Source organism: Pantoea sp. BJ2, from assembly GCF_040255075.1.
Taxonomy (GTDB): Bacteria; Pseudomonadota; Gammaproteobacteria; order Enterobacterales; family Enterobacteriaceae; genus Pantoea; species Pantoea leporis.
This window is the reverse complement of record NZ_CP158292.1, coordinates 4,087,843-4,111,174: the sequence shown is the minus strand read 5'-3', so window position 1 is coordinate 4,111,174 and position 23,332 is coordinate 4,087,843. Positions and strand designations below refer to the sequence as shown.

Sequence of the window (23,332 nt, the reverse complement as noted above, 5' to 3'; positions counted from 1 at the left end):
AGAATTCAGTCAGCTGATTGTAAGGCAAACCCCAAAGGCGTGAAAGCCGGACGCGGCGCTTATTTCTTGCGCCAGCGGTAAATCCGGCTTAGCCACAGCAGCAGTTGATACCATTGCTTTATACCGCGCGCGTTACGCAGCATGCGCCGGTGAGTTTGCGTAGCGAACAGATCGGCAATCATCGCCTGACGTGCGCTCTCTTCGGGTTCGCGTCGGATACAGTGGCAGACGCTGAGCGCCTCATGCGTAATCTGGTAGTGAAATGCCGGGTAGATTTTTACCTTATGACGGTAGCGTGCATTGAGCTCTTCCAGCAACTGCGCGATTCTCAGGTAGTGACGCTGATATTCCACATTACGCTGGCCGGTGCGCTTACGGTTGCTGATGGAAGCATCATGCATGTAGTAGCAGTACAACACTTTATCGGTGTAACGCACACGTTGCGCGTTGAGCATGAACTCGGTGGTCCATGGAATGTCCTGATGATGCAGGCCGGGTTCAAAGTAGAGTTTGAGCTGTTCGATCAACTCTCGGCGGTAAATGCCCAGCCAAACCACATGCATGTAGCGATGCGTTTGCAGCGCCTTATTAAGCCACTCAGGGCCGCTCAGTACCTCGGTGCTGGTGAGGCGATCGAGCGGAATCAGCGGTTTTACTTGCTGGCTGGCTTTGAAAAACCATTCCGCGTTGCACTGTGCGGCATCCAGGTTGTCGCGCTCCGCCATCTCAACCAGCGTTTGATACATCGCGGCATCCATGGTGTCGTCAGCATCCGGAAACGAAACGTACTTACCGCGCGCCACCGCTAAGCCCGCATTACGCGCGCGCGATACGCCGCCATTGGTCTGATGGATAACGCGAACATGGGGATGCTGCTGCGCATAAGTATCAGCACGCTCCCCCGAACCGTCAGTGGAACCATCATCGACAATGATAATTTCCAGTGAGGTGAGAGTTTGAGCCAGCAGCGCTTGCACACAGGCAGCAAAATCGCTGCCTGCGTTAAACATAGGAATAATGAGACTGAGTAACGGGGCTGAGCTTTCGGGCTGCGTTGTCATGCTGTTTTCATGTTCTTCCGTCGCGCCAGGCGTTGTTGCTGCCGCGTGCTAATAAAATCGTGAATATCGTCAAGCTTCCGCTGATCCAGTTCAAACAGCTGTTCAGTAGGATGCATAAATTTGTACTGCGCGGCGAAAACAAAGGATGAGGGCGCAATATGATTTGGGCCAATCAACAACACATCACCCAGCGGCCGCTGCTCTTCGACGCAACATGGGCCGTAAATCAAAATGATCGGCACTTGTTGCGCATCGGCAATATAGACATTGCCGGAATCTGACGCGATATAGAAATCCATCTCGCTAATGACCGCAGGGACGTCCTCCAACGGCACTTTGCCGACAAGGCTTGTCAGGTTCGCGCGCGCGCCGACAACTTTATACAGCTCCTGCAAGCGTGATTGTTCATTCGGTGCGCCAAAGGCATAAAACTGGCAGGGTAAATCGCTTAAGTGGTCAAAAAGTCGCTGCCAGATTTTCGGTGGAATGGTTTTTGCCTGATTGCCTGCGGTGATACTGATGCCAATGCGAATGCCATCATGCTGGAATATTTCATCCGGCAGCGAGTTGGGGTGCCAAAGTGGTTGTGTCGCATGCTTCGGATAACTCTCTTTAGTGAACGAGCGATCGGCGAGTTTTAGGTAATTTTCCAGCGTCAGAGTATTTCTCTCATGCTCCACCACACCGCTTGCGGTGAGATAAAACAATCCCTGATAACCTTTGCGGCGGTAGCTGGAAAGAAACTGTTTGTTGCTGGCATTACAGCAAGCGGCAATGAACAGGTTGAGGTTGGTGGGATGTAACAGATAGATGTTGTCGTAACGGTTGAGCAGTTGCCAGACCAGTTTAATTTTCTTAATGAGGCCGGAGCGATGCTCTTCGATATACCAAATATTTTCCAGCGTGTTATCGCGCGAAGCGAGCGCGGCAACGCTATTGCTTAACAGTGCGTCGCTTTTCCCCAAATGAGTTAACAGCGGAGTGATATTGATGAAATCACCGATTTTGGCTGTTTGAATCACCAGATTTTTACCGGTTCGGCCATGGAAGATTTTCATCACCCATTTGACCGGCAAAAAGAGTAAAAAGAGAATCACATACGTCAACGTTTTTATCCCCATGATACGGCCACACCGACATGGGGACCTGTTAACCTGAAACGTGCTCAGTGCCTGAAAATAGTGGTTCTTCCACTTCTGCCAGTTGCAAATACTGCTGACAAATAACCTTGAGACTATAAATGCTTAAGTCCAGATGTTGCAAATCAGGCGGAGCGGCATAAACCTCGTGCATTTTCTGCGCCAGTGAATCCGCATTCAAATCCGCTAGCCCGCGTGCAAGATCTCCGCTCATGATAGTTGATGGTGCGCCAGGGCAGCGAGTGCTGACTATCGGCGTGCCGCAGCTTAAAGCTTCGACCAGTACATTGCCAAAACCTTCGCTGTCTGAACTCACCACTAATAAGCGAGCGTGGCGAATCCATGGGTAAGGATTTTTATGGAAACCTTCAAAGCGTACGCGCTCCGCGATGCCTAAATCGATGGCTTGCTGGCGTAATCTTTCCGTGATTTTTTCGCTTCCCTGACCTAATAGCACCAGCGGAGCCGTGATGCCACTTTGAGCATAGGCGGCCAGCAAGCGATCGTGGCGCTTGGTTTCATGAAAACGCCCCACATGCAGCACAAAATTGCTTCCGGCAAGTGGACACGGTTCTGCGGCCAGGCGGGAAATAAGTTCGAAATCAAACGGGTTAAAGATGACCTGTGCTTTGCTTGGCTTCACCCCGATGTTTTGAATCACATCATCAATGACATATTGCGAGACACCGATAAGCTGCTTGCCGCGATAAGTATCGCGAATTTTCAGCCGCTTAAGCCACAAAGAGAAACCTGATTTGCGCGCAAGATAGGAGGCTGAAAAAACGCCGTGCAGGCAATACCAGGTTTTACTGGCATCCAGCGCACGCGCATAGCGGACAATCCGATCGGTTTTATGCAGATTAGACAAGACCAAATCAAATTTTCCGTGCAGCGCTTCGCTTTGGCGCACGGATTCATCAAGCAAATGTGCACGACGATGGGTTTCAGTCAGTTTGCGCCACGGCCGTGAGCTTTTATCAATCACGGTCTGATAATCAACGCCTGCAGGAATGGGATATTCACAGACTTTGCGTAAGGAGAAGAGCGACACCCGATGCCCCTGGCTGATAAAACCTTCAGCCAGCGTCAGAACAACTTTTTCGGCGCCACCGCCCGGCAGGCCATCAATTACCATCAGAATGCGCTTCGACAAATTCTTTTGCTCCTAATCGCCAGCCTGTTTTGTATGACAAAATATCTATCATCCCCTGATAAAACAGGACTGAATATAAGATAAATCAATTTATTAGGTATGTTTGGCTTCAGACATTACGCATTGCTCTTAAGATGAGTATTCTGCGTATTAGGGCCGATGTGCATTCTAATTTACTCTAGTTTAACCGCTATTATACTGCTACCAACATCTGCTCACTGCAGCAAATGAAAAGTTTGCCCTCATTCATGGGCTTGCGTACCATAGCGATGAGAAAGTGCTCATTTTATCGGATAAGTTATGGATAAGCCTGCGTTTTTAATCACTCTCGATACTGAAGGCGATAATCTTTGGCGCAATCGCAGCGGCAAGGTTACCACGCGAAATGTTCAGTTTCTGCCGCGCTTTCAAGCCTTATGTGAGAAATACGGTTTTAAACCCACCTGGCTAACGAATTACGAAATGGCGAGCGATGCGGCGTATGTTGAATTTGGTCGCGATCTGCTGGCGCGTGGGCAAGGTGAAATCGGCATGCATCTTCATGCATGGTATAGCCCGCCGGAATACGCGTTGACCGATGATGACTGGCGCTATCAGCCTTATTTGATTGAATTTCCAGAAAATATCCTGCGCGACAAGGTCGCTTACATGACCGATTTGCTGGAAAGCGCTTTTCGGCAGAAGATGACCAGTCATCGTGCCGGACGCTGGGCTTTTAATGAAGTTTACGCTCGAGCATTGATCGACAACGGTTATTTAGTTGATTGCTCCGTCACACCTCGCGTGGATTGGCGCAATTCATCCGGCGCGCCGCAAGGCAAAGGCGGCACCGATTACAGCCGTTTCCCGGATCATGCCTATTACCTTGATGTTAGTGATATTTCCCGCGCGGGTGACAGCCCGTTGCTGGAGTTGCCGATGAGCATTCAGTACCGCTATGGCGCTTTCACTAATCAGCTAAAAAAAGCGTGGAATGACATGCGCGGCAAGAAGCGCGGTCCATCTGTTAATTGGCTACGTCCGGTGGGGGGCAATGTGCAGCAGATGAAACAGGTGGTTGAGCAAACACTTAGCCAGGGAAATGATTACGTTGAGTTCATGCTGCATTCATCAGAATTTATGCCCGATGGCAGCCCCACGTTTAAAAATGAGGCTGATATTGAGCACCTTTACGATGATTTAGAGCAGCTATTTAGCTGGTTACAACCACGTACTCAGGGCATGACGCTAACAGAATACGCGCTTTTAAAGAAAAGTGACCAGTCACGCTAAATTACGGTACGTTATAAAACTATACCGTGATTTCTTTAATCATTGTTGCGACATCTATGGCTTGAATATCCGCCATGCTGTGGCCTTCTGCAGGGCGCAGCACGTACTGATTCTCGCCATAGCCACCAATTAGACCGGGATCGGTTGGGCCGTACAGCGTGATATTCGGACGATCCAGCGCTGCCGTCAGATGACTTAAACCGGTATCTACCGACACCACCGCTCGCGCGCCAGCTAATTCTTGCGCTACCTGCTCCAGCGTTAACTTAGGCAATACCTCAACATGGTCGAAGCCTTCGGCCAGACGCTGTGCGCGTTGATGTTCATGCTCTGCGCCCCACGGCAATTTCACGCGCAATCCTGTTGGCTGAACTAACTCAATCAGCGCACGCCAGTGTGACTCCGGCCAGTGTTTGTTATCACGCGTGGTAGCATGCAGAAACACCAGATAAGGCTGCGTGTCATTGGGCAGCGTAGAGCGGAAATGGCCGGCAATCGCGTAGTCGCCCTGCGTTGCAGGCTTTTCATAGCCGAGGCTTTTGGCAAACAGCACGCGCGTACGTTCGACGGCATGCTGTTGCTTGTTGATTTCATGGCGTTTGTCATACCACCAGCTGGCGAAAGGTTCGCGTGCGCTGCGGCTGTCCTGCCCGTGCTTCTCGCCTTTTGCCAGGCGCGTTACCAGCGCGGCGCTTTTGATCAAACCTTGTGCATCCAGCACCACATCATACTGACGCGATTGCAGCTCACGCTTAAATTGCACACGCTCTTCACGCTGCTGGCTACCGAACCAGTGCTTGCGCCAGCGGCGAATCGCCACTGGCAGCACTCTATCCACCGCCGGATGCCAGGCGGGGATTTGAGCGAAGTTTTCTTCCACCACCCAATCAAACTTGATGCCTGGAATCGCCTGCATCGCATCCGTGAGCGCTGGCAAGGTATGCAGCACGTCTCCCATCGAGGAGGTTTTAACAATCAAAACGTGCATCTTTACTCCTGCACCGGATGCAACAGCGCGCTCAGTTCCTGATGGACGCGCGCTGGCTGAATATCAATCAGGCTCTGGTGATAACCTTGCTCGGCATCACCTTTGCGGACTTTGTGATAGCCGGTGATCAAACGAATAATGCGCGCGTGCTGAGATAACGGCGGAGTGAAGTCCGGGCTGCTTGGGCCATACAGCGCCACCAGCGGACGATTAAGCGCCGCAGCGATATGCATCAGGCCGGAATCGTTACTGACCACCGCCACACAGTTCGCCAGCAGAATCACGGCTTGCTCGAGTTGCGTCTCACCCGCCAGATTTTTGCAGTGCGCACGCGCCGCTTCTGATAGCGTCTGCACAATGGTGTCGCCGGTTTCACGATCTTTCGCCGAACCGAACAGCACCACCTGATAACCTTCGCCAATCAGCTGCTCTGCCAGCGCGGCATAATGATAATGCGGCCAGCGCTTCGCCGGGCCAAACTCTGCGCCCGGACAAAACCCAATCACCGGACGTTCGGCGGACAGCGCAAACTGCGCCGCCGTCATCCGCTTTTCATCATCATCGACACGTAATTGCGGCCACAGCAACGGCTGCGGCAGCTGCTGCGCGGAAGCAACCGGTTTGTCATAGCCGAGCGCCACATAGCGCTCAACCATCAACGGAAAGGCCGCTTTGTCCAGCACGCGGACATCATTTAACACGCCATAGCGCATCTCGCCGCGCCAGCCGGTGCGACGTTTGATCCCGGCGAAAAACGGCACCAGCGCAGATTTAAAGGAGTTCGGCAGCACATAGGCGCGGTCATAGCCACTGGCCTGCAGGGTTTTCCCCAAACGACGACGCTCGCCCAGCGCCAATGCGCCGTGGCCGAGCGGCATCGCCAGCGCCTGATTCACTTCCGGCATACGCGACAACAATGGGCGGCACCAGGCCGGCGCCATCACGTCGATCACCGCTTCAGGATGCTCAGCCTTGAGCGTGCGATAGAGACTTTGCGACATCATCATATCGCCGACCCATGATGGGCCAATAACCAGAATTTTCATCGCTGCTGCCGGTTTCCTTATACGTTACGGTTCAGCCAGGCCATGTATTCGCCCACGCCTTGCGCAACGGTTTTGAACGGCTTGTCGTAACCGGCTGCACGCAGATTGGTGAGATCGGCTTGGGTAAACGCCTGATAACGGCCTTTCAGCTTGTCCGGGAACGGAATGTATTCAATCTGGCCTTTCTGATGGAAGTTCAGCACCGCATCCGCCACTTCCTGGAAAGATTCAGCACGGCCTGTTCCGCAGTTGTAGATACCGGAAACGCCGTTTTCCCAGCACCACAGATTTACCGCAACCACGTCATCAACATGGATGAAGTCGCGGCGGAAATCGTCGCTGCCTTCGAACAGTTTTGGATTTTCACCGTTGCTAATTTGCGTATTGAGGTGGAACGCGACGCTCGCCATGCCGCCTTTGTGGCCTTCACGCGGACCGTACACGTTGAAGTAACGGAAGCCGCACACCGGTGAGTCTGCTTCAGGCAGAATCTGGCGCACGTAGTGATCGAACAGCATTTTTGAGTAGCCGTACACATTCAGCGGCTGCTCGTACTGGCGCTCTTCGATGAAGTTCTCATTGCGGCCGCCGTAAGTGGCAGCAGATGAGGCGTAGAGGAACGGGATTTCGCGCTCGAGGCAGAAGTGCAGCAGATCTTTCGAGTACTGATAGTTGTTATCCATCATGTACTTGCCATCCCACTCGGTGGTTGCGGAACACGCACCTTCATGGAACACGGCTTCGATGGGGCCGAGATCTTCGCCAGACATGATGTAGCTGAGGAATTCCTCTTTATCCATGTAATCGGCGATGTCGAGATCCGCCAGATTCACGAACTTGGTGCCATCCTTCAGATTATCCACCACCAAAATGTCGGTCAGACCGCGGTCGTTCAGCGCTTTAACAATGTTGCTGCCAATCATGCCAGCGCCACCGGTTACGATAATCATATGCTTTGCCTTTAAAGAGTTGGGGGGAAACAGGAGGTTTCACCCACGAATGCCTATCATCATAACATTTCAGCCAGACGCAGGCAGCCAGATGACGCCGTATACGCTGCACAAATCCTGTTCGCAGCGTGAACTATGCTGCAAAACCGAGATATTGATGGCTGAAATGTCGTTGATTCGCTTTTCGATCAGTAATATGTGCCAAATATTTGCTATCTGAGGAGCATAATCATGTCCAGTCAGTTTTATTCGCAAATTCGTCAACAACTTGAGACAACACGTCAGGACGGATTGTTCAAACAAGAACGCACCATCACGTCGGCGCAGCAGGCAGAAATCAACGTAGCTAACAGCCCGCCCGTCATCAACTTCTGCGCCAATAACTATTTGGGTTTAGCTAATCATCCGGCATTGATCCAGGCGGCGAAAGACGGCATGGATACGCACGGTTTTGGCATGGCCTCGGTGCGCTTTATCTGCGGCACGCAGGACATCCACCAGCAGCTGGAACACAAGCTGGCCGCGTTCCTCGGCATGGAAGACGCGATTCTGTTCTCGTCCTGCTTTGATGCCAACGGCGGCCTGTTTGAAACGCTGCTCAGCGCCGAAGACGCGATTATTTCAGATGCCCTTAATCACGCATCGATCATTGATGGCGTGCGTTTGTGTAAAGCGCAGCGCTATCGTTACGCCAATAATGACATGAGTGAGCTGCGTGCGCGTTTACAGGAAGCACGCGACAAAGGCGCGCGCCACATCCTGATTGCCACCGATGGCGTGTTCTCGATGGATGGGGTGATTGCCAATCTGCAGGGCATTTGCGATCTGGCCGATGAATTCGATGCGCTGGTAATGGTCGATGATTCCCATGCGGTGGGCTTTGTGGGTTCTGCCGGACGCGGCACGCACGAATATTGCGGCGTGATGGATCGCGTCGACATTCTGACCGGCACGCTGGGTAAAGCGCTGGGTGGCGCATCGGGCGGCTACGTGGCGGCGAAAAGAGAAGTGGTTGAGTGGCTGCGTCAGCGCTCGCGTCCGTATCTGTTCTCCAACTCGCTGGCGCCCGCGATTGTGGCTGCCTCGCTTCGCGTGCTGGAGCTGCTGAGTGAAGGTGACGGTTTGCGCCAGCGTCTATGGGAAAATGCCCGCTTCTTCCGCGAAAAGATGACTGCCGCAGGCTTCACGCTGGCCGGCGCAGATCACGCCATCATCCCCGTGATGCTGGGCGATGCCAAAGTGGCGCAGCAATTTGCCAGCCTGTTGCAGCAGGAAGGAATCTACGTCACAGGCTTCTTCTATCCGGTGGTACCGCAAGGTCAGGCACGTATCCGCACGCAGATCTCTGCCGGACATACGCAGGCGCAGCTGGAACACGCCGTGGCGGCCTTCACCCGTATTGGTCAACAGCTGGGCGTTATTTCAGGAGCAGGGAAATGAAAGCACTCGCCAAATTAAAAGCCGAAGAAGGCATTTGGATGGTCAAGGACGCGCCAATACCTGAACCCGGCCATAACGACCTACTGATTAAGATTCGTAAAACCGCTATCTGCGGTACCGACGTGCACATCTACAACTGGGATGACTGGTCGCGCAAAACCATTCCGGTGCCGATGATCACCGGCCACGAATATGTGGGTGAAGTGGTGGGAATGGGCCAGGAAGTTAAGGGCTTTGCCGTTGGCGATCGTGTTTCCGGTGAAGGCCACATCACCTGCGGCCATTGCCGCAACTGCCGCGCTGGACGCACGCATCTGTGCCGCAACACGGTAGGCGTTGGCGTTAATCGTCAGGGCTGCTTTGCCGAATATCTGGTGATTCCGGCGTTTAATGCCTTCAAAATTCCCGACAACATTTCTGACGAACTGGCGGCGATTTTCGATCCCTTTGGCAATGCGGTGCACACTGCGCTGTCGTTCGATCTGGTGGGCGAAGATGTGCTGATCTCCGGTGCCGGGCCGATTGGCATCATGGCGGCGGCGGTGTGCAAGCACGTCGGCGCGCGCCATGTGGTGATCACCGACATCAACGACTATCGCCTCGATCTGGCGCGCAAAATGGGCGTAACGCGCGCCGTCAACGTGGCGCAGGAAAATCTGCGTGATGTGATGGCCGAACTCGGCATGACCGAGGGTTTTGATGTCGGTCTGGAGATGTCTGGTGCGCCACCGGCATTCCGCACCTTGCTGGAGGTAATGAACCACGGTGGTCGCATCGCGCTGCTGGGCATTCCGCCGGGCGAGATGTCCATCGACTGGAATCAGGTGATCTTTAAAGGCTTGTTCATCAAAGGCATCTACGGCCGCGAGATGTTCGAAACCTGGTACAAGATGGCGGCGCTGATTCAGTCCGGCCTCGATCTGACGCCCATCATCACTCATCGCTATCACATTGATGAGTTCCAGCAGGGCTTTGATGAGATGCGCTCGGGAAGATCGGGCAAAGTGGTGTTGAGCTGGGATTAATTCATTCTCCGGCCTGGTGGCCGGAGAGTTTCAGGATTGTTTCTTTTCATCGTCCGTCAGGTAGCGCACTTTGCGGGTGTAGTCCTGGCCTTTAAAGGTGAGTGGCTGGGTGGGATCCAGTAAATACTTTTGCCATTCACTCAATGGAAATCCACCGTGCGCGCCAATGACGTCTGCCGGAATGGTTGCTGAGCTACCGCCAATCTTTTTGGAAACCGGCCAGTTTGCCCATTCTCCTAAATTGACCGTGCGAAGATCCAACATATCCAACAAAGCGGCGAGGGGAAGCTGATCCGTCGGCGGTTGGCTGTCATTCATTAATTCCCAGGTATCCTGAAAGAGCGTTAACCAGAGTGGACAAATGCGTTTCCAGGTTTGTCGGGTTGCCGCCAGGTACGCACCATTAACGTGATCTTCAAAATAAGGTCTTATCGATGGCCGGTAATAGGCGGGAATGGCCTGTGCTTCCGCGCCCTCTAGCTTGGCGATCATTTTCCCGTTACGGAAACTGGAGTAAAGGTGGCCTGGATGCATACGAATATCAGGCGATTTAAGCAAATTCAGATCCGAATCAATCATTAAAATACCGTCGCCTTTGGCTTGTAAAGGCGCCTGAATTTTAATTAGGCGACTGCGATAGATTTGCTTATAACGATAACTTTCCTCGCGATGCGGAACATTGAGCGTTACCACGCGGCAATTATGTGGAAGTTTGCCAAAAGCCTGCTCAGATTGGTCGCTCACGATAACAATCTCTTCCATTTTCGGCGCAAACCGACGAGCAAACTCAGCGCTTAATAACGCTTCTTCAACATAATCCGCGCCAGTGCACGGAATAACAACCGAGGTAACCGTAACGTCGCCTTGCGTATTGCTTTGCGCATAAGGAATATTATGACGTGCACGAATATGCCGACGATTTTTGTTCAAAAAATCAAACATGAGTTTTCCTTTCAATACTGTTATCCAATATCGTCTCTACCCCGGCCACATAGTTTTCAATGGCGTAGCATTCGCGTACACGTTCTTCGGCGGTGTTAATGAGACGCTGGCGTAAACTTGCGTCTTGCCATAATACGGCAAGATGCGCACTTAATTGTTTAATATCGCCGTATTCGAATAATAATCCGGTTTCGTTGTGGCTAATTAGTTCTGCCGTTCCAACTACGTTCGAACCAATCACGGCCGTTTTCACCAGCATGGCTTCCAACACGACGCGCGGTAGGCCTTCACTACTTGAAGCGAGAATAAAAGTGTCAAACGCCGCGAGGTAATCCAGAGGGTTATTTTGAAAGCCAGTAAACACAATATTCGACGCAATGTTCTCTTTGCGCGCCAGCAAAACCAAATTCTCCTGTTCCGGCCCGGCACCCACCACCACCATTTTCCAATTGGCTTCGGGATGTATGCGTTTGAATTGGCCCAGCGCCTGGAAGATATGATGGTTCGCTTTACGCGTAATAAGAGAGCCGATGGATCCAAAAATAAAGGTATCAGGGGAATAAGCCAGGCGGGCGCGAACGGCTTTGCGATCCGGTAAGGCCTGATGAATATCGATAGCATTTGAAACGGTGAAGCAACGCTGCGCATCAATGCCGCTTTGGCGCAAAGTCTGATTTACGCCATGCGAAACCGCAATAACGGCATCAACGCGTTTATTAACCATGTCCACTAACACTGAATTTAACTGTGGCTCAATGCGGCAATGTTGAATCAGTGCAACCTGCAAATCCTCAACCGCGCGATAGCCTTCAACATTGGTGCTCGGTTGATTATTCATATACAGCGCGTCATATTGCCCAGCTTGCATAAGAGATGAAATCTGTTGGGCGTTTGGCAATACACGCCATTTTTCGTCAACCCGACCGATCATCTGCTTCTTTAAAGAGCGGTTAAAAATGAATAGCGTGCGTAACAGCTCTTTGGCGATTTTCGCCCATTTCGGCTGACGACGCTGGGCGATAAAAACCACCGGAATGCCAATCGAATTGAGAATTGACTCAATGGTTTCACTGTTGCCGCGAGAATAGTTGTTGTAGAAACAGCAGGTAATATCGAACCTCTGCCGATCAATGCGCTTGAGCAATTCGAGCATACTGTTGGTACCGCCGCCCCATTCGCGGCCGGTATCCAACAGCAGAATTTTTCTTCTCATTGAATTTCTTTTCCCGAGCTCAGAAGAGCTGCCTTATTGTCTGAACCAATAGACTTTGCGCAATGCTTTCACTGATCAACTCAACGGCATAGTGCTGCGGCACGGGCGGCAACGGTTTGCCCGGCTTACACACGCCTGGCGCACGGAAGCGTGGCGGCTGCGTTTTGGATGGCGGCGAAGCCGCACCCTGATGCAGCGGCTCATTCAGCAACTGGCTTGGCCGCACTAGCGTGATATCGGCTGGCAATGTCGGCAGCATCTGCTGCAGTACGCGCACCGTCGTCGGATGCGGATGACCAATCGCAATGGCATAACCATCGCGCTGCGCAAGTTTCACCGCGCGGGTAAACTGCGCGCGGATTGAAGCCTCATCCTGACTATCATCAAGGAACACGCGGCGTTTCAGGACTTTAACGTTGGTACCTTGCGCGGCTGGGATCGACTGACTATTGCCAATCGTCATGCTATCGAGAAAGTAATAGTTGTAGTGATTGAGCACCTGCATCACTTTCTGCATGCCGGGCAGGCTGGAGGTCATTTTGCTGCCCATATGGTTATTCAGGCCAACCGCAAAAGGCACTTTGCCGCTGGCTTCTCGAATAATCCGCTCGATTTCCGTGCTGCTCATCTCGGGCGTCAGCGTGTCTTTCTCCAGCGGCTGTTTGCTAAGCGGTGCCATCGGCAGGTGGATCAGCACTTCGCGACCACCCTGATGCGCTTTGGTGGCCATCTCACGCGCATGGGGCGCATTCGGCAGGACCGCAACGGAAATCGCGGTGGGCATCTGCAGCACTTTATTCTCTTCTTTTGGCCGATAACCAAAGTCATCGATCACGATAGAGAGTTTTCCCGCATGGGCGGAAAGTGACAGAAACAGGCCGCACAGGGCGGCCGAGAGCTTAGAGGGTTGAAACAAAACTTATCTTCCTAACCACGGTAGTGGATTGACAGCCTGTCCCTGGCGTCGGATTTCAAAGTAGAGCGAAGGCGTGCCGCGGCCGCCGCTGGTGCCCACAAGGGCGATAGGCTGTCCTGCCTTCACCTGAGCACCCACGCTCACCAGTGCGCTTTGGTTGTAGCCATAAAGGCTCATATCACCTTTACCGTGTTCCAGAACGACAACCAGACCATAGCCTTGCAGCCAGTCGGCCATCAATACGCGTCCATCAGCGATGGCTTTCACTTCGGTACCTTCTGGCGCATCGACGACCAGACCTTTCCAGCGCAATTCGCCCTGCATCGATTCACCGAAGCGATGTTCAATACGTCCCCGTACCGGCCAAACCGCTTGCCCGCCGGGCTTGCCTAATCCGCCGGTACGCGCCATCAGCTCGCGCTCACTCTGCGTTGGCTGATAACTTGATCCTTTGGCTTTCGCCTGCGCCTGACGCTGACGCACTTTTTCCGCCTCGCGCGCTTCGCGTTCCGCACGTTCGCGTGCTTCACGCTCTGCCTTAGCGATTTTGCTTTGCAGGCGGCTTTCGTTCTCACGCATTTCAACCAGGTCCGCCTGATCTTTCTCCAGCGAGCTTTCCAGTATGGTGAGCGTTTTCTTACGCGCCGCGCTGGCGACTTCCAGCTTGCTTTGCTGCGTCTGCTGCTGGGCCAACAACGATTTTTGCTGCTCCTGTTTGCCCTGCAATGATTGACGCTGTTCCGCTAATTGCTGCTGGGTTTGTTTGAGATCGTCGATGTTTTTCTGGCGTGCGGCGTTGAGATAGCCGAAATAGGCAAGAATGCGCTCACTGCGCTGGGCTTCTTCGCCTCCGAGCAGCAACTGCAGACCATTATGCTGTCCCTGACGGAAGGCGGCATCAAGCTGTTGTGCCAGCAGTTTTTCCTGCTGTGCTTGCTGCTTTTCCAGCCGCGAGATAGAAGAGGTGACCTGCGCGATTTCACCCTCAAGCGTGCTGAGGCTGTTACGCGTTTCGCGCAGCTGACGGCTGGCCTGCGCAATCACTTTTTCCTGGCTTTGCAGCTGATCCAACAACTTACTGCGCTGCACTTTCTGCGCTTTAACGCTCTTTTCTTTCTCGGCAATGTCCTGCTGAATGGACTTCAACTGCGTTTTACTGTCATCCGCACTGCGTGCAGCGGCAGGAAGTAATAATGTGCCCGCCAGAAGCAGACTCAGGGAGATTTCGGACCAGCGAAATGACAACGGAAGCGCAGTGCCGTTGTAACGGGTCCTTGTGTATGTAACGGTCGCTTTTCCCTTCATAGTCGATAATTATTCCACGATGAACAGCCGCTTACCAGTTAGCCCGGCCGGGTTTTACTTTACTAAAAATGTCTGTACCGAGCTTACCGGCATAAACTTTGTCTTAATTTTGGGATTAGAACACTTTTTTTGGAAAATGACGCACAAATCGTAACTCTGTCCCCTTAGCGACTGTACATGCGAAGTGGCGCAGGTATACTCAGAACCCTTGTTTTAGCTTATCAGCCCGGTTTGGAGTCGTTACCCCTCATGCAAGAAATTATGCAGTTTGCAAGCAATCACCCCATCCTCAGTCTGGCATGGGTCGCTTTACTCGTTCTCGTGATTGTGACCACCGTTAAAGGTATGTTCTCTAAAGTAAAAACTATCAGCCGTGGTGAAGCTACCCACCTGATAAACAAAGAGGACGCGGTGGTGGTAGACGTGCGTTCACGTGACGATTACCGCAAAGGACACATTTCTGGGGCTATCAACGTAGCGGCAGCAGACATCAAAAAAGAGAGCTTTGGCGAGCTGGAAAAGCACAAGTCACAGCACATAATTGTAGTTTGCGCGACCGGTCAAAGTGCGGGTGAATCTGCAGCGAAATTGAGCGCAGCGGGTTTTGAAAAAGTCTCCGTACTAAAAGATGGCGTGAGCGGCTGGAGTGGTGAAAATCTGCCACTGGTGCGCGGTAAATAACTTCTCAGAGGTAACCGTATGGCGAATGTAGAGATCTACACCAAAGTCACTTGTCCTTATTGCCACCGTGCAAAGGCGTTGTTGGATCAGAAAGGCGTGTCGTTCCAGGAGATTCCCATTGACGGGAACGCGGCGAAACGTGAAGAGATGATTCAACGCAGCGGCCGCACTACGGTGCCACAGATTTTTATTGATGCGCAGCACATTGGCGGCTGTGACGATCTTTACGCGCTGGATGGGCGTCAGGGACTTGATCCTTTACTCCAGGCATAACTTTTCGGTCAGACAATTTTAACTCACAGGATTTAGTCACATGTCAGAGCAAAGCAGCAGCGAAATGCAGTTCCAGATTCAACGTGTTTACACCAAAGATGTTTCTTACGAAGCGCCAAACGCACCGCAGGTTTTCCAGAAAGAGTGGGAACCGGAAGTGAAGCTGGATCTGGACACCGCCTCTTCTCAGTTAGCTGATGGCGTTTTTGAAGTCGTTCTGCGCGTTACCGTAACGGCAACCGTTGGCGAAGAAACCGCATTCCTGTGTGAAGTACAGCAAGCGGGCATTTTCACCATTAGCGGTATCGAAGGCACGCAGATGGCGCATTGCCTCGGCGCGTACTGCCCGAACATTCTGTTCCCGTATGCACGCGAATGCGTAACCAGCCTTGTGTCTCGTGGTACTTTCCCGCAGCTCAACCTGGCGCCAGTGAACTTTGATGCGCTGTTCATGAACTATCTGCAGCAGCAAGGTGAAGGCGAAGCGCCACATCAGGATGCCTGATGACTACACTCAACGCTTCAATTAGCGTCATCGGTGCCGGCTCGTACGGCACCGCATTGGCCATCACGCTGGCCCGCAACGGCCATCCGGTTCTGCTCTGGGGCCACAATCCTCAAAGCGTGGCGCAGCTGCAAGCTGACCGCTGCAATGCCGCTTTCCTGCCCGATGTCCCTTTCCCTGATAATCTCGTTCCTGAAGCCGATCTGGCAACCGTGGTTAACGCCAGTCGCGATCTGCTGGTCGTCGTGCCGAGCCATGTATTTGGCGACGTGCTGACGCAGCTTAAGCCGCATTTGCGTGCCGATTCGCGGATTGTCTGGGCGACTAAGGGGCTGGAAAAAGAGACCGGCCGGTTGCTGCAGGATGTGGCGCGTGAAATCCTCGGCGATGCGATTCCACTCGCGGTGATTTCCGGACCCACCTTTGCCAAAGAGCTGGCAGCCGGCATGCCAACGGCCATCGCACTGGCATCCACCGATGCTGAGTTCGCTGAAGACCTGCAGCAAAAGCTGCACTGCGGCAAAAGTTTCCGCGTCTACAACAATCAGGATTTCATCGGCGTGCAGTTAGGCGGCGCGGTCAAGAACGTGATTGCGATTGGTGCGGGGATTTCTGACGGCATTGGCTTTGGTGCCAACGCGCGTACCGCCTTGATCACTCGCGGCCTGACGGAAATGAGCCGTCTTGGCGCAGCGCTGGGCGCCGATGCCACCACCTTTATGGGCATGGCCGGTTTAGGCGATCTGGTGCTGACCTGTACCGATAATCAGTCGCGCAACCGTCGTTTCGGCATGATGCTGGGGCAAGGCGAGAGCGTAGACGAGGCGCAACGCATTATCGGACAAGTTGTAGAAGGCTACAGAAACACCAAAGAAGTCAAAGCATTGGCCGCGCGCGTCGGCGTAGAAATGCCGATTACCGAGCAGATTTATCAGGTGCTCTATTGCGGAAAATCAGCGCGAGAGGCAGCATTGACCTTACTTGGCCGTGCAAGGAAGGACGAAAACAGCCAAAGCTAAAGCAGGATGCGCCAGCGTCACCACCTGTAGCGCCCCATCAGGCGCTTTTTTTATCGGGAGCAAACAGCAATGTCGTCTGAAGAGTTAGAACTGGTCTGGAACCATATCAAAGCCGAAGCCAGAGCCCTGGCCGACTGTGAACCGATGCTGGCCAGCTTTTACCATGCGACACTGCTCAAACACGAAAACCTCGGCAGCGCGCTCAGCTACATGCTCGCTAACAAGCTGGCGAACCCGATCATGCCCGCTATCGCTATTCGCGAAATCGTGGAAGAAGCCTATCGTGAAGACCCGGAGATGATTGTCTCTGCGGCCTACGATATTCAGGCTGTACGCCAGCGCGATCCCGCCGTTGATAAATACTCTACGCCGCTGCTTTACCTCAAAGGTTTCCACGCCTTGCAGGCTTATCGCATCGGCCATTGGCTGTGGAAAGAGGGCCGCCGCGCGCTGGCTGTCTATCTGCAGAACGAAATTTCCGTCTCATTTGCCGTGGATATTCACCCGGCGGCGCGCATTGGTCGCGGCATCATGCTTGACCATGCCACCGGCATTGTCATCGGCGAAACGGCAATCATTGAAAATGATGTTTCAATTCTGCAATCGGTGACGCTCGGCGGTACTGGTAAAACCAGCGGCGATCGTCATCCGAAGATCCGTGAAGGTGTGATGATTGGCGCCGGCGCCAAGATTCTGGGCAACATTGAAGTGGGGCGCGGCGCAAAAATCGGAGCCGGTTCAGTTGTCCTGCAGCCTGTACCGCCGCATACCACGGCGGCAGGCGTACCAGCGCGCATTGTCGGTAAACCGACCAGCGATAAACCGTCGATGGATATGGATCAGCACTTCAACGGCGCAGGCTTTGAATACGGTGACGGCATCTAGCCTTTGATCAGTGCGCCAGCATAATCGAGTTGGCGCCACGCTTCATACACCACCACCGATACTGCATTAGACAGGTTCATGCTGCGGCTCTCCGCCATCATCGGAATGCGGATTTTCTGCTCAGCGGGTAGCGCGTTGAGAATTTCTGCGGGTAAACCGCGACTCTCCGGACCAAACACCAAATAATCACCCTTCTGATAGCTGACCGCGCTGTGCGCAGGCGTTCCTTTGGTGGTGAGGGCGAACATGCGCTGTGGCGTTTCTGTTGCCAGAAACTCTGCGTAATTGGCGTGTTTTTTTAAGGCGGTATATTCGTGGTAATCCAGCCCGGCGCGGCGCAGGCGCTTGTCATCCCAGGCAAAGCCCAGCGGTTCAATCAGGTGTAACTGGAAACCGGTATTTGCGCACAAGCGAATGATGTTGCCGGTATTTGGCGGAATTTCAGGTTCAAATAAGACAATGTTTAGCATAAGGCCCCCAGAAACGAGGGCCGAAGCATAACAAATTATTGACGGGCGGAGTACAGCGGCAGCCACAGCGTGAGGCGTAAACCGCCGAGCGGGCTGTCATCCGCTTTAACCCAGCCGCGATGCTGCTGGATGGCGGTTTCGACAATCGCCAGGCCCAATCCGGTGCCGCCTGACTCACGATCGCGCGCCTCATCGGTGCGGTAGAACGGACGGAAAATCTGCTCGCGATCTTCTGGGCTGACTCCTGGACCATCATCATCGACATGAATGGTGATGCCCGCAATATCCACCGAGAAGCTGACGCTGATGTGCGAATTCGAATAGCGCAGCGCATTACGCACGATATTCTCAAGCGCACTCTCCAACGCATGGGGATTACCGTACAGCGGCCACGGGCCAGGCGGATAGGGCACTTCCATCAGTTTGCCCATCTGCTCGGCTTCAAATTTGGCATCTTCCAGCACGCCATTCCAAAGCTGATTGGCCTTCATCGCTTCGCTAACCAGCGCGTTATTGTGCTGCGTTCGCGACAGCACCAGCAGATCGTTAATCATGCCATCCAGACGCTGCGCTTCCGTTTCAATGCGCTGCAGCTCTTTGCCTTCACCGTTACGGCGACGCAGGAGCGCGGTTGCCAGCTGCAAGCGAGTTAACGGCGTACGCAATTCATGGCTGATATCGGATAGCAGACGCTGTTGCGCCGTCATCATGCGTTCGAGCGCGCTCACCATTTGGTTGAAACTGGAACCCGCAGCCAGAAACTCTTGCGGCCCCGATTCCAGTTCCGGATGCTGGCGCAAATTGCCGCTTGCCACTTCATCCGCCGCATATTTAAGTTTGCGCGCGGGGCGCGCCAGGCTCCACGCCAGCCACAGCAGCAGCGGCGAGCTGATCAGCATCGTGACAATCAGCAGCAGTAGCGGGCGGTCAAACAGCAGATTAACGAAATCGAGCTGCGAGCTGGTGGCAGGACGAATCAGGTAGAGCTGATAGTTGTCTTCGCCATCGCGGACCGCGAAAGGTCCAACCATCTCCACGCGACCATACTTTTTCTTTTGTGGGTGGTCGGCGTTATCCGACTGCCCAATAAAGTTGCGGATGATCTGCATTTCATTGTGCTGCGCGCCAATCACCCGGCCTTCGCTGGTCACTAATAATAAACGCTGACCGGGCGGCGCCCATTTGTCGATGGAGCGGAACAGGCGACGCCACCACATTAAGTCGTTGGGTGGATCCTGAGACAGCTCCGCTTCAACGTGCTGTTCAATCATGGTGCCCTGACGTTGCTCGCTTTCCAGTAACGCGGTCATCTGGCGCGAATCGAGTTTAGGCACCATGAGAACCAGCATCAACACCAACGCTAGCGTGAGCCAGAAGATGGCGAAGATGCGGGTGGTTAAACTTCCAATCATGATGCCGAAACCATCAGATAGCCGCGTCCGCGTAGGGTTTTAAACCACGGATGACCATCACGACGTTCCGGCAATTTACGACGCAGGTTAGAAATGTGCATATCGATAGCGCGGTCAAACGGTGTCAGACGTTTGCCCAACACTTCCTGACTAAGGTGCTCACGCGATACCACCTGACCCAGATGCTGTGCCAGCAAATAGAGCAGGGTGAACTCGGTGCCGGTGAGGTCCAAAGTTTCGCTGTCGAAGCTGGCTTCCTGACGACCCGGATTCAGGCGCAGGCAGTCGACTTCCAGCGTTGGTGAGCTGTTATCGTGCTGCTGTTGCTGCTCGCTCCAGTTTGAACGGCGCAGAATGGCACGAATACGCGCTACCAGTTCACGATCGTTAAACGGTTTAGGCAGATAGTCATCTGCACCCAGTTCGAGGCCCAGAACGCGGTCCAGTTCGCTGCCACGTGCAGTCAGCATAATGACCGGAGTTTGGTGCTGTTGGCGTAGTTCTTTCAAAGTGTCGATACCGTTCTTCTTCGGCATCATCACATCAAGCAATAGCAAGTCCACGGTGTTGTCTAGCAGGTTAAGCGCCTGCTCACCATCGCTTGCCACAATGACTTCAAAACCTTCCATCTCAAGCAGTTCTTTAAGCAGCGAAGTTAATTCGCGGTCGTCATCAACCAACAGGATTTTATTCATTTTTTATTGCCCTCCGCAGGCAAAATACCGTGTTCCTTGACTTGCAATCCAACGCTTTACGTACTTTTACACCCCCTGACGGATGTTTGCAGCCACCGCCGTACACTGGCTCTCGTTGAATCGCAAAACGGAACGAACTGGGAGTTAACGATGCGCTACTTAACCGCCGTCGTCATTGCCTCAGCGATGGTTCTCAGTCACGCCAGCGCCGAAGCAGCAGACACGACGACGATTGACGAGATGCATCCGAACAGCGGATTGACGACAGGCAGTATGACGCAAAATCCGCAAAGCTACATGTTCGATGGCATTGAGCTGACTGAACAACAGCGGCAACAGATGCGAGACCTGATGCAGCAAGCGCGACACGAACGCCCAACAATCAGCGTTCAAGATATAGAAACTATGCATGACCTTGTCATTGCAGACAAATTTAACGAATCGGCTATCCGACAGCAGGCAGAGAAACAAGCCCGCGCAGCGGTAGAACAGCAAGTCGAGATGGCTCGGGTTCGTAATCAGATGTATCACCTGCTAACGCCTGCACAGCAAGCGACATTGCAGAAAAATTATGAGCGGCGATTAGCTGAAGTTCGTCGGCTCTCAGGATTGCAGCCATCATCACCGCTGCAAGCAGTGAGTAGTACCAGCAGTAACCAGTAACATAGTATCCCTGTTTTCCTTGCCATAGACACCATCCCTGTCTTCCCCCGCATGATGCGGGGGTTTTTTTTGCCTGTCATTTCTCTCTAACATCATTGCCTTAAAATTCAATCACGCAGCACACATATGCCGATGATAAACTTTAGCCATCTTGAGACCTAAAGGCCGCACCTATAAGGCGTGCGATCCGACGAGGCATAGCATGGATTCTTCCTATGCAAAGTTAGTTAATCGGGCGGCGCTGGCGGCAACTACGCTGGCGACATTGCTGTTAATCGTGAAAATTTTCGCATGGTGGCATACCGGTTCAGTCAGTATGTTGGCGGCGTTAGTAGATTCATTGGTGGATATCGCCGCTTCACTCACCAATTTGCTAGTGGTGCGCTATTCACTGCAGCCGGCCGATGACGATCACACCTTCGGCCACGGTAAAGCCGAATCACTGGCCGCGCTGGCGCAAAGCATGTTTATCTCCGGCTCGGCGCTGTTTCTGTTTCTCACCGGCATTCAGCATCTGGCCTCGCCCGAAACCTTACATGCGCCGCTGGTGGGCATTGTGGTGACGGTGATTGCGCTGTTTTCAACCCTGACGTTGGTTGCCTTCCAGCGCTGGGTGGTGCGACGCACGCGCAGCCAGGCGATTCGCGCAGACATGCTGCACTATCAATCTGACGTAGTGATGAACGGCGCAATATTGGTCGCTCTCGGTTTGAGCAGCTATGGTTTTGTACGGGCGGATGCGTTGTTCGCGCTCGGCATCGGCGTTTACATTCTCTATAACGCGTTGCGGATGGGTTATGACGCGGTACAGGCGCTGTTGGATCGCGTTTTGCCCGAGCATGAAACGCAGGAGATTATCAACGTGGTGACCAACTGGCCGGGCGTACGCGGCGCGCATGCATTACGCACGCGACAATCGGGCCCCACGCGTTTTATCCAGCTGCATCTGGAGATGGAAGATCAGCTGCCGCTGGTGCAGGCCCATCAGGTGGCCGATCAAATTGAGCAGGCGTTACTCAAGAGGTTTCCCGGCTCAGACGTCATCATCCATCAAGATCCCTGTTCTGTTGTGCCGAGCAATCAACATGGATTTTTTCAAGGTTAGCGATTTAAAATCATGCAATTACACAAAAAAAGTGACGTAACGCTAACAACTCTGTAAAAAATTAGCGAAAACTTGTCTGACCTGAATCAATTCAGCATCAAGCGTTTGATATACTATTTTGCAACTATTAAGCCATGCGATCGCGAGCTGGTCCACGCCGGACACATGGCAGGAATAATCCTTAGTTTTTGAACAATCCAGAGGTTGTCATGATCAAAAAAATCGGAGTACTGACCAGCGGCGGCGACGCCCCAGGCATGAACGCAGCCATTCGCGGAGTTGTACGTTCCGCGCTGAGTGAAGGACTGGAAGTTTTTGGTATTTACGACGGCTATCTGGGATTGTACGAAGATCGCATGATCAACCTTGACCGCTACAGCGTGTCAGACATGATCAACCGCGGCGGCACTTTCCTCGGTTCTGCCCGCTTCCCAGAATTCCGCAACGATGAAGTGCGCCAGACCGCGATTGATAACATGAAAAAGCGTGGTATTGATGCGCTGGTGGTTATCGGCGGTGATGGTTCCTACATGGGTGCCAAGCGCCTGACTGAAATGGGCTTCCCGTGCATCGGCCTGCCTGGCACCATTGATAACGACGTAGCAGGTACTGATTACACCATCGGTTACTTCACTGCGCTGGAAACCGTGGTTGAAGCGATTGACCGCCTGCGTGACACCTCATCTTCCCACCAGCGTATCTCCATCGTGGAAGTGATGGGCCGTTACTGTGGCGATTTAACCCTGGCGGCAGCGATTGCCGGTGGTTGCGAGTTCATCGTGCTGCCTGAAATCCCGTATACCCGCGAAGAGCTGGTTGCTGAAATCAAAGCCGGCATTGCCAAAGGTAAAAAGCACGCCATCGTGGCGATCACCGAGCACATCTGCGATATCGACGATCTGGCGCACTTCATCGAAGCTGAAACCAAACGCGAAACCCGCGCTACCGTTCTCGGTCACATTCAGCGTGGCGGCGCACCTTGTGCCTATGACCGCATTCTGGCCTCGCGCATGGGTTCCTATTCCATCGAGCTGCTGCTACAAGGCTACGGCGGCCGCTGCGTCGGTATTCAGAACGAGAAGATGGTGCATCACGACATCATCGATGCGATTGAAAATATGAAGCGTCCATTCAAACGCGACTGGCTGGATACCGCGAAAAAACTCTACTGATT

Annotated in this window: 24 protein-coding genes; 11 read left to right on the top strand and 13 right to left on the bottom strand. The window is 53.2% G+C overall.

The genetic code is table 11. The features are described from left to right. Positions 1–59: 59 nt before the first annotated feature. The 3 genes from AAF463_RS19095 to AAF463_RS19085 are packed head-to-tail and all read right to left on the bottom strand — an operon-like array spanning position 60 to position 3,335. Entirely contained in the window at positions 60–1,010 is a 951-nt protein-coding gene (locus tag AAF463_RS19095) for a glycosyltransferase (RefSeq protein ID WP_350262014.1), read from the bottom strand. 47 nt (positions 1,011–1,057) lie between these two features. Beyond that, positions 1,058–2,167, bottom strand: a complete 1,110-nt coding sequence (locus tag AAF463_RS19090) for a glycosyltransferase family 9 protein (protein ID WP_271461498.1) — start codon at positions 2,165–2,167, stop codon at positions 1,058–1,060. Between the two features lie 43 nt (positions 2,168–2,210). After that, positions 2,211–3,335: a glycosyltransferase gene (locus AAF463_RS19085; protein WP_101760730.1), complete on the bottom strand. Its 1,125-nt coding sequence runs from the start codon at positions 3,333–3,335 to the stop codon at positions 2,211–2,213. Between the two features lie 318 nt (positions 3,336–3,653). Between AAF463_RS19085 and AAF463_RS19080 the strand changes: the two genes are divergently transcribed. Continuing rightward, positions 3,654–4,625, top strand: coding sequence for a polysaccharide deacetylase family protein (locus AAF463_RS19080; RefSeq protein ID WP_217550417.1), 972 nt, complete (start codon positions 3,654–3,656; stop codon positions 4,623–4,625). Between the two features lie 19 nt (positions 4,626–4,644). On the opposite strand, the gene rfaC is transcribed toward AAF463_RS19080, so the two are convergent. Genes rfaC through rfaD form a run of 3 tightly spaced genes read right to left on the bottom strand, consistent with a single transcriptional unit; the run spans position 4,645 to position 7,609 of the window. After that, complete coding sequence (rfaC, locus tag AAF463_RS19075) at positions 4,645–5,613, bottom strand: lipopolysaccharide heptosyltransferase RfaC (RefSeq protein WP_350261289.1); 969 nt, start codon at positions 5,611–5,613, stop codon at positions 4,645–4,647. A 2-nt stretch (positions 5,614–5,615) separates the two neighbouring features. Beyond that, positions 5,616–6,659, bottom strand: coding sequence for an ADP-heptose--LPS heptosyltransferase RfaF (gene rfaF, locus AAF463_RS19070; protein WP_217550419.1), 1,044 nt, complete (start codon positions 6,657–6,659; stop codon positions 5,616–5,618). Positions 6,660–6,676: 17 nt separating this feature from the next. Continuing rightward, entirely contained in the window at positions 6,677–7,609 is a 933-nt protein-coding gene (gene rfaD, locus AAF463_RS19065; protein WP_101760676.1) for an ADP-glyceromanno-heptose 6-epimerase, read from the bottom strand. 231 nt (positions 7,610–7,840) lie between these two features. On the opposite strand from rfaD, the gene AAF463_RS19060 reads away from it, so the two are divergent. Together AAF463_RS19060 and tdh are read left to right on the top strand one after the other, a co-directional pair. Continuing rightward, positions 7,841–9,049, top strand: a complete 1,209-nt coding sequence (locus tag AAF463_RS19060) for a glycine C-acetyltransferase (RefSeq protein ID WP_110868205.1) — start codon at positions 7,841–7,843, stop codon at positions 9,047–9,049. Then, the gene (gene tdh / locus AAF463_RS19055; protein WP_101760674.1) at positions 9,046–10,074 is read left to right on the top strand and encodes an L-threonine 3-dehydrogenase; all 1,029 of its coding nucleotides are present in this window, start codon (positions 9,046–9,048) and stop codon (positions 10,072–10,074) included. The genes AAF463_RS19060 and tdh overlap by 4 nt, the downstream gene beginning before the upstream one ends. Before the next feature lie 30 nt (positions 10,075–10,104). Here the strand turns inward: tdh and AAF463_RS19050 are convergent, their stop codons facing one another. From AAF463_RS19050 to envC, 4 genes are read right to left on the bottom strand one after another with little or no spacing between them, the layout of a single operon-like run. Beyond that, entirely contained in the window at positions 10,105–11,016 is a 912-nt protein-coding gene (locus tag AAF463_RS19050; RefSeq protein ID WP_350261288.1) for a hypothetical protein, read from the bottom strand. Then, a complete protein-coding gene (locus AAF463_RS19045; protein ID WP_101760672.1) occupies positions 11,009–12,229 on the bottom strand; it encodes a glycosyltransferase in 1,221 nt (406 codons plus the stop codon). Before AAF463_RS19045 ends, AAF463_RS19050 begins: the two co-directional genes overlap by 8 nt. A gap of 19 nt (positions 12,230–12,248) precedes the next feature. After that, positions 12,249–13,145: a divergent polysaccharide deacetylase family protein gene (locus tag AAF463_RS19040; RefSeq protein ID WP_350261287.1), complete on the bottom strand. Its 897-nt coding sequence runs from the start codon at positions 13,143–13,145 to the stop codon at positions 12,249–12,251. A gap of 3 nt (positions 13,146–13,148) precedes the next feature. Beyond that, the gene (gene envC, locus AAF463_RS19035; protein WP_192237029.1) at positions 13,149–14,450 is read right to left on the bottom strand and encodes a murein hydrolase activator EnvC; all 1,302 of its coding nucleotides are present in this window, start codon (positions 14,448–14,450) and stop codon (positions 13,149–13,151) included. A 249-nt stretch (positions 14,451–14,699) separates the two neighbouring features. Between envC and AAF463_RS19030 the strand changes: the two genes are divergently transcribed. The 5 genes from AAF463_RS19030 to cysE all read left to right on the top strand — a co-directional run bounded on the left by AAF463_RS19030 (position 14,700) and on the right by cysE (position 17,813). Next, complete coding sequence (locus AAF463_RS19030) at positions 14,700–15,131, top strand: rhodanese-like domain-containing protein (RefSeq protein ID WP_008109709.1); 432 nt, start codon at positions 14,700–14,702, stop codon at positions 15,129–15,131. A gap of 18 nt (positions 15,132–15,149) precedes the next feature. Further along, on the top strand, positions 15,150–15,404 hold the full coding sequence (gene grxC / locus AAF463_RS19025) for a glutaredoxin 3 (protein WP_007885328.1): 255 nt from the start codon (positions 15,150–15,152) through the stop codon (positions 15,402–15,404). A gap of 40 nt (positions 15,405–15,444) precedes the next feature. Beyond that, positions 15,445–15,909, top strand: a complete 465-nt coding sequence (gene secB / locus AAF463_RS19020; protein ID WP_101760668.1) for a protein-export chaperone SecB — start codon at positions 15,445–15,447, stop codon at positions 15,907–15,909. Beyond that, complete coding sequence (gene gpsA, locus AAF463_RS19015; protein WP_101760667.1) at positions 15,909–16,928, top strand: NAD(P)H-dependent glycerol-3-phosphate dehydrogenase; 1,020 nt, start codon at positions 15,909–15,911, stop codon at positions 16,926–16,928. The genes secB and gpsA overlap by 1 nt, the downstream gene beginning before the upstream one ends. A 69-nt stretch (positions 16,929–16,997) precedes the next feature. Further along, positions 16,998–17,813, top strand: a complete 816-nt coding sequence (cysE, locus tag AAF463_RS19010; protein ID WP_007885334.1) for a serine O-acetyltransferase — start codon at positions 16,998–17,000, stop codon at positions 17,811–17,813. Here the strand turns inward: cysE and trmL are convergent. Genes trmL through cpxR form a run of 3 tightly spaced genes read right to left on the bottom strand, consistent with a single transcriptional unit; the run spans position 17,810 to position 20,390 of the window. Then, positions 17,810–18,283 carry a tRNA (uridine(34)/cytosine(34)/5-carboxymethylaminomethyluridine(34)-2'-O)-methyltransferase TrmL gene (trmL, locus tag AAF463_RS19005; RefSeq protein ID WP_101760666.1) on the bottom strand — a complete coding sequence of 158 codons (474 nt, stop codon included), beginning with the start codon at positions 18,281–18,283 and terminating at the stop codon, positions 17,810–17,812. The genes cysE and trmL overlap by 4 nt on opposite strands. Positions 18,284–18,318: 35 nt before the next feature. Then, positions 18,319–19,695, bottom strand: coding sequence for an envelope stress sensor histidine kinase CpxA (gene cpxA / locus AAF463_RS19000; protein ID WP_101760665.1), 1,377 nt, complete (start codon positions 19,693–19,695; stop codon positions 18,319–18,321). Continuing rightward, positions 19,692–20,390 (bottom strand): envelope stress response regulator transcription factor CpxR, encoded by a 699-nt coding sequence (gene cpxR / locus AAF463_RS18995; protein WP_007885339.1) that lies wholly within the window; start codon positions 20,388–20,390, stop codon positions 19,692–19,694. The genes cpxA and cpxR overlap by 4 nt, the downstream gene beginning before the upstream one ends. Before the next feature lie 150 nt (positions 20,391–20,540). Here cpxR and cpxP point away from each other — a divergent pair, with 150 nt between their 5' ends. The 3 genes from cpxP to pfkA all read left to right on the top strand — a co-directional run bounded on the left by cpxP (position 20,541) and on the right by pfkA (position 23,330). Next, complete coding sequence (gene cpxP, locus AAF463_RS18990) at positions 20,541–21,053, top strand: cell-envelope stress modulator CpxP (RefSeq protein ID WP_101760664.1); 513 nt, start codon at positions 20,541–20,543, stop codon at positions 21,051–21,053. 202 nt (positions 21,054–21,255) lie between these two features. Continuing rightward, positions 21,256–22,158, top strand: coding sequence for a CDF family cation-efflux transporter FieF (gene fieF / locus AAF463_RS18985; protein ID WP_110868197.1), 903 nt, complete (start codon positions 21,256–21,258; stop codon positions 22,156–22,158). A gap of 209 nt (positions 22,159–22,367) precedes the next feature. After that, the gene (pfkA, locus tag AAF463_RS18980; RefSeq protein WP_101760662.1) at positions 22,368–23,330 is read left to right on the top strand and encodes a 6-phosphofructokinase; all 963 of its coding nucleotides are present in this window, start codon (positions 22,368–22,370) and stop codon (positions 23,328–23,330) included. The last annotated feature ends 2 nt before the right edge of the window (positions 23,331–23,332 follow it).

Excerpts from the sequence above, each read along its gene's own strand:
- AAF463_RS19050 (WP_350261288.1), bottom strand. The coding sequence starts at position 11,016 with ATGTTTGATTTTTTGAACAAAAATCGTCGGCATATTCGTGCACGTCAT.
- secB (WP_101760668.1), top strand. The coding sequence starts at position 15,445 with ATGTCAGAGCAAAGCAGCAGCGAAATGCAGTTCCAGATTCAACGTGTT.
- AAF463_RS19080 (WP_217550417.1), top strand. The coding sequence starts at position 3,654 with ATGGATAAGCCTGCGTTTTTAATCACTCTCGATACTGAAGGCGATAAT.
- cpxR (WP_007885339.1), bottom strand. The coding sequence starts at position 20,390 with ATGAATAAAATCCTGTTGGTTGATGACGACCGCGAATTAACTTCGCTG.
- cysE (WP_007885334.1), top strand. The coding sequence starts at position 16,998 with ATGTCGTCTGAAGAGTTAGAACTGGTCTGGAACCATATCAAAGCCGAA.
- gpsA (WP_101760667.1), top strand. The coding sequence starts at position 15,909 with ATGACTACACTCAACGCTTCAATTAGCGTCATCGGTGCCGGCTCGTAC.
- AAF463_RS19030 (WP_008109709.1), top strand. The coding sequence starts at position 14,700 with ATGCAAGAAATTATGCAGTTTGCAAGCAATCACCCCATCCTCAGTCTG.
- AAF463_RS19045 (WP_101760672.1), bottom strand. The coding sequence starts at position 12,229 with ATGAGAAGAAAAATTCTGCTGTTGGATACCGGCCGCGAATGGGGCGGC.
- envC (WP_192237029.1), bottom strand. The coding sequence starts at position 14,450 with ATGAAGGGAAAAGCGACCGTTACATACACAAGGACCCGTTACAACGGC.
- grxC (WP_007885328.1), top strand. The coding sequence starts at position 15,150 with ATGGCGAATGTAGAGATCTACACCAAAGTCACTTGTCCTTATTGCCAC.
- AAF463_RS19060 (WP_110868205.1), top strand. The coding sequence starts at position 7,841 with ATGTCCAGTCAGTTTTATTCGCAAATTCGTCAACAACTTGAGACAACA.
- rfaC (WP_350261289.1), bottom strand. The coding sequence starts at position 5,613 with ATGCACGTTTTGATTGTTAAAACCTCCTCGATGGGAGACGTGCTGCAT.
- AAF463_RS19095 (WP_350262014.1), bottom strand. The coding sequence starts at position 1,010 with ATGTTTAACGCAGGCAGCGATTTTGCTGCCTGTGTGCAAGCGCTGCTG.
- tdh (WP_101760674.1), top strand. The coding sequence starts at position 9,046 with ATGAAAGCACTCGCCAAATTAAAAGCCGAAGAAGGCATTTGGATGGTC.
- cpxA (WP_101760665.1), bottom strand. The coding sequence starts at position 19,695 with ATGATTGGAAGTTTAACCACCCGCATCTTCGCCATCTTCTGGCTCACG.
- fieF (WP_110868197.1), top strand. The coding sequence starts at position 21,256 with ATGGATTCTTCCTATGCAAAGTTAGTTAATCGGGCGGCGCTGGCGGCA.
- AAF463_RS19085 (WP_101760730.1), bottom strand. The coding sequence starts at position 3,335 with ATGGTAATTGATGGCCTGCCGGGCGGTGGCGCCGAAAAAGTTGTTCTG.
- rfaD (WP_101760676.1), bottom strand. The coding sequence starts at position 7,609 with ATGATTATCGTAACCGGTGGCGCTGGCATGATTGGCAGCAACATTGTT.
- rfaF (WP_217550419.1), bottom strand. The coding sequence starts at position 6,659 with ATGAAAATTCTGGTTATTGGCCCATCATGGGTCGGCGATATGATGATG.
- cpxP (WP_101760664.1), top strand. The coding sequence starts at position 20,541 with ATGCGCTACTTAACCGCCGTCGTCATTGCCTCAGCGATGGTTCTCAGT.
- trmL (WP_101760666.1), bottom strand. The coding sequence starts at position 18,283 with ATGCTAAACATTGTCTTATTTGAACCTGAAATTCCGCCAAATACCGGC.
- pfkA (WP_101760662.1), top strand. The coding sequence starts at position 22,368 with ATGATCAAAAAAATCGGAGTACTGACCAGCGGCGGCGACGCCCCAGGC.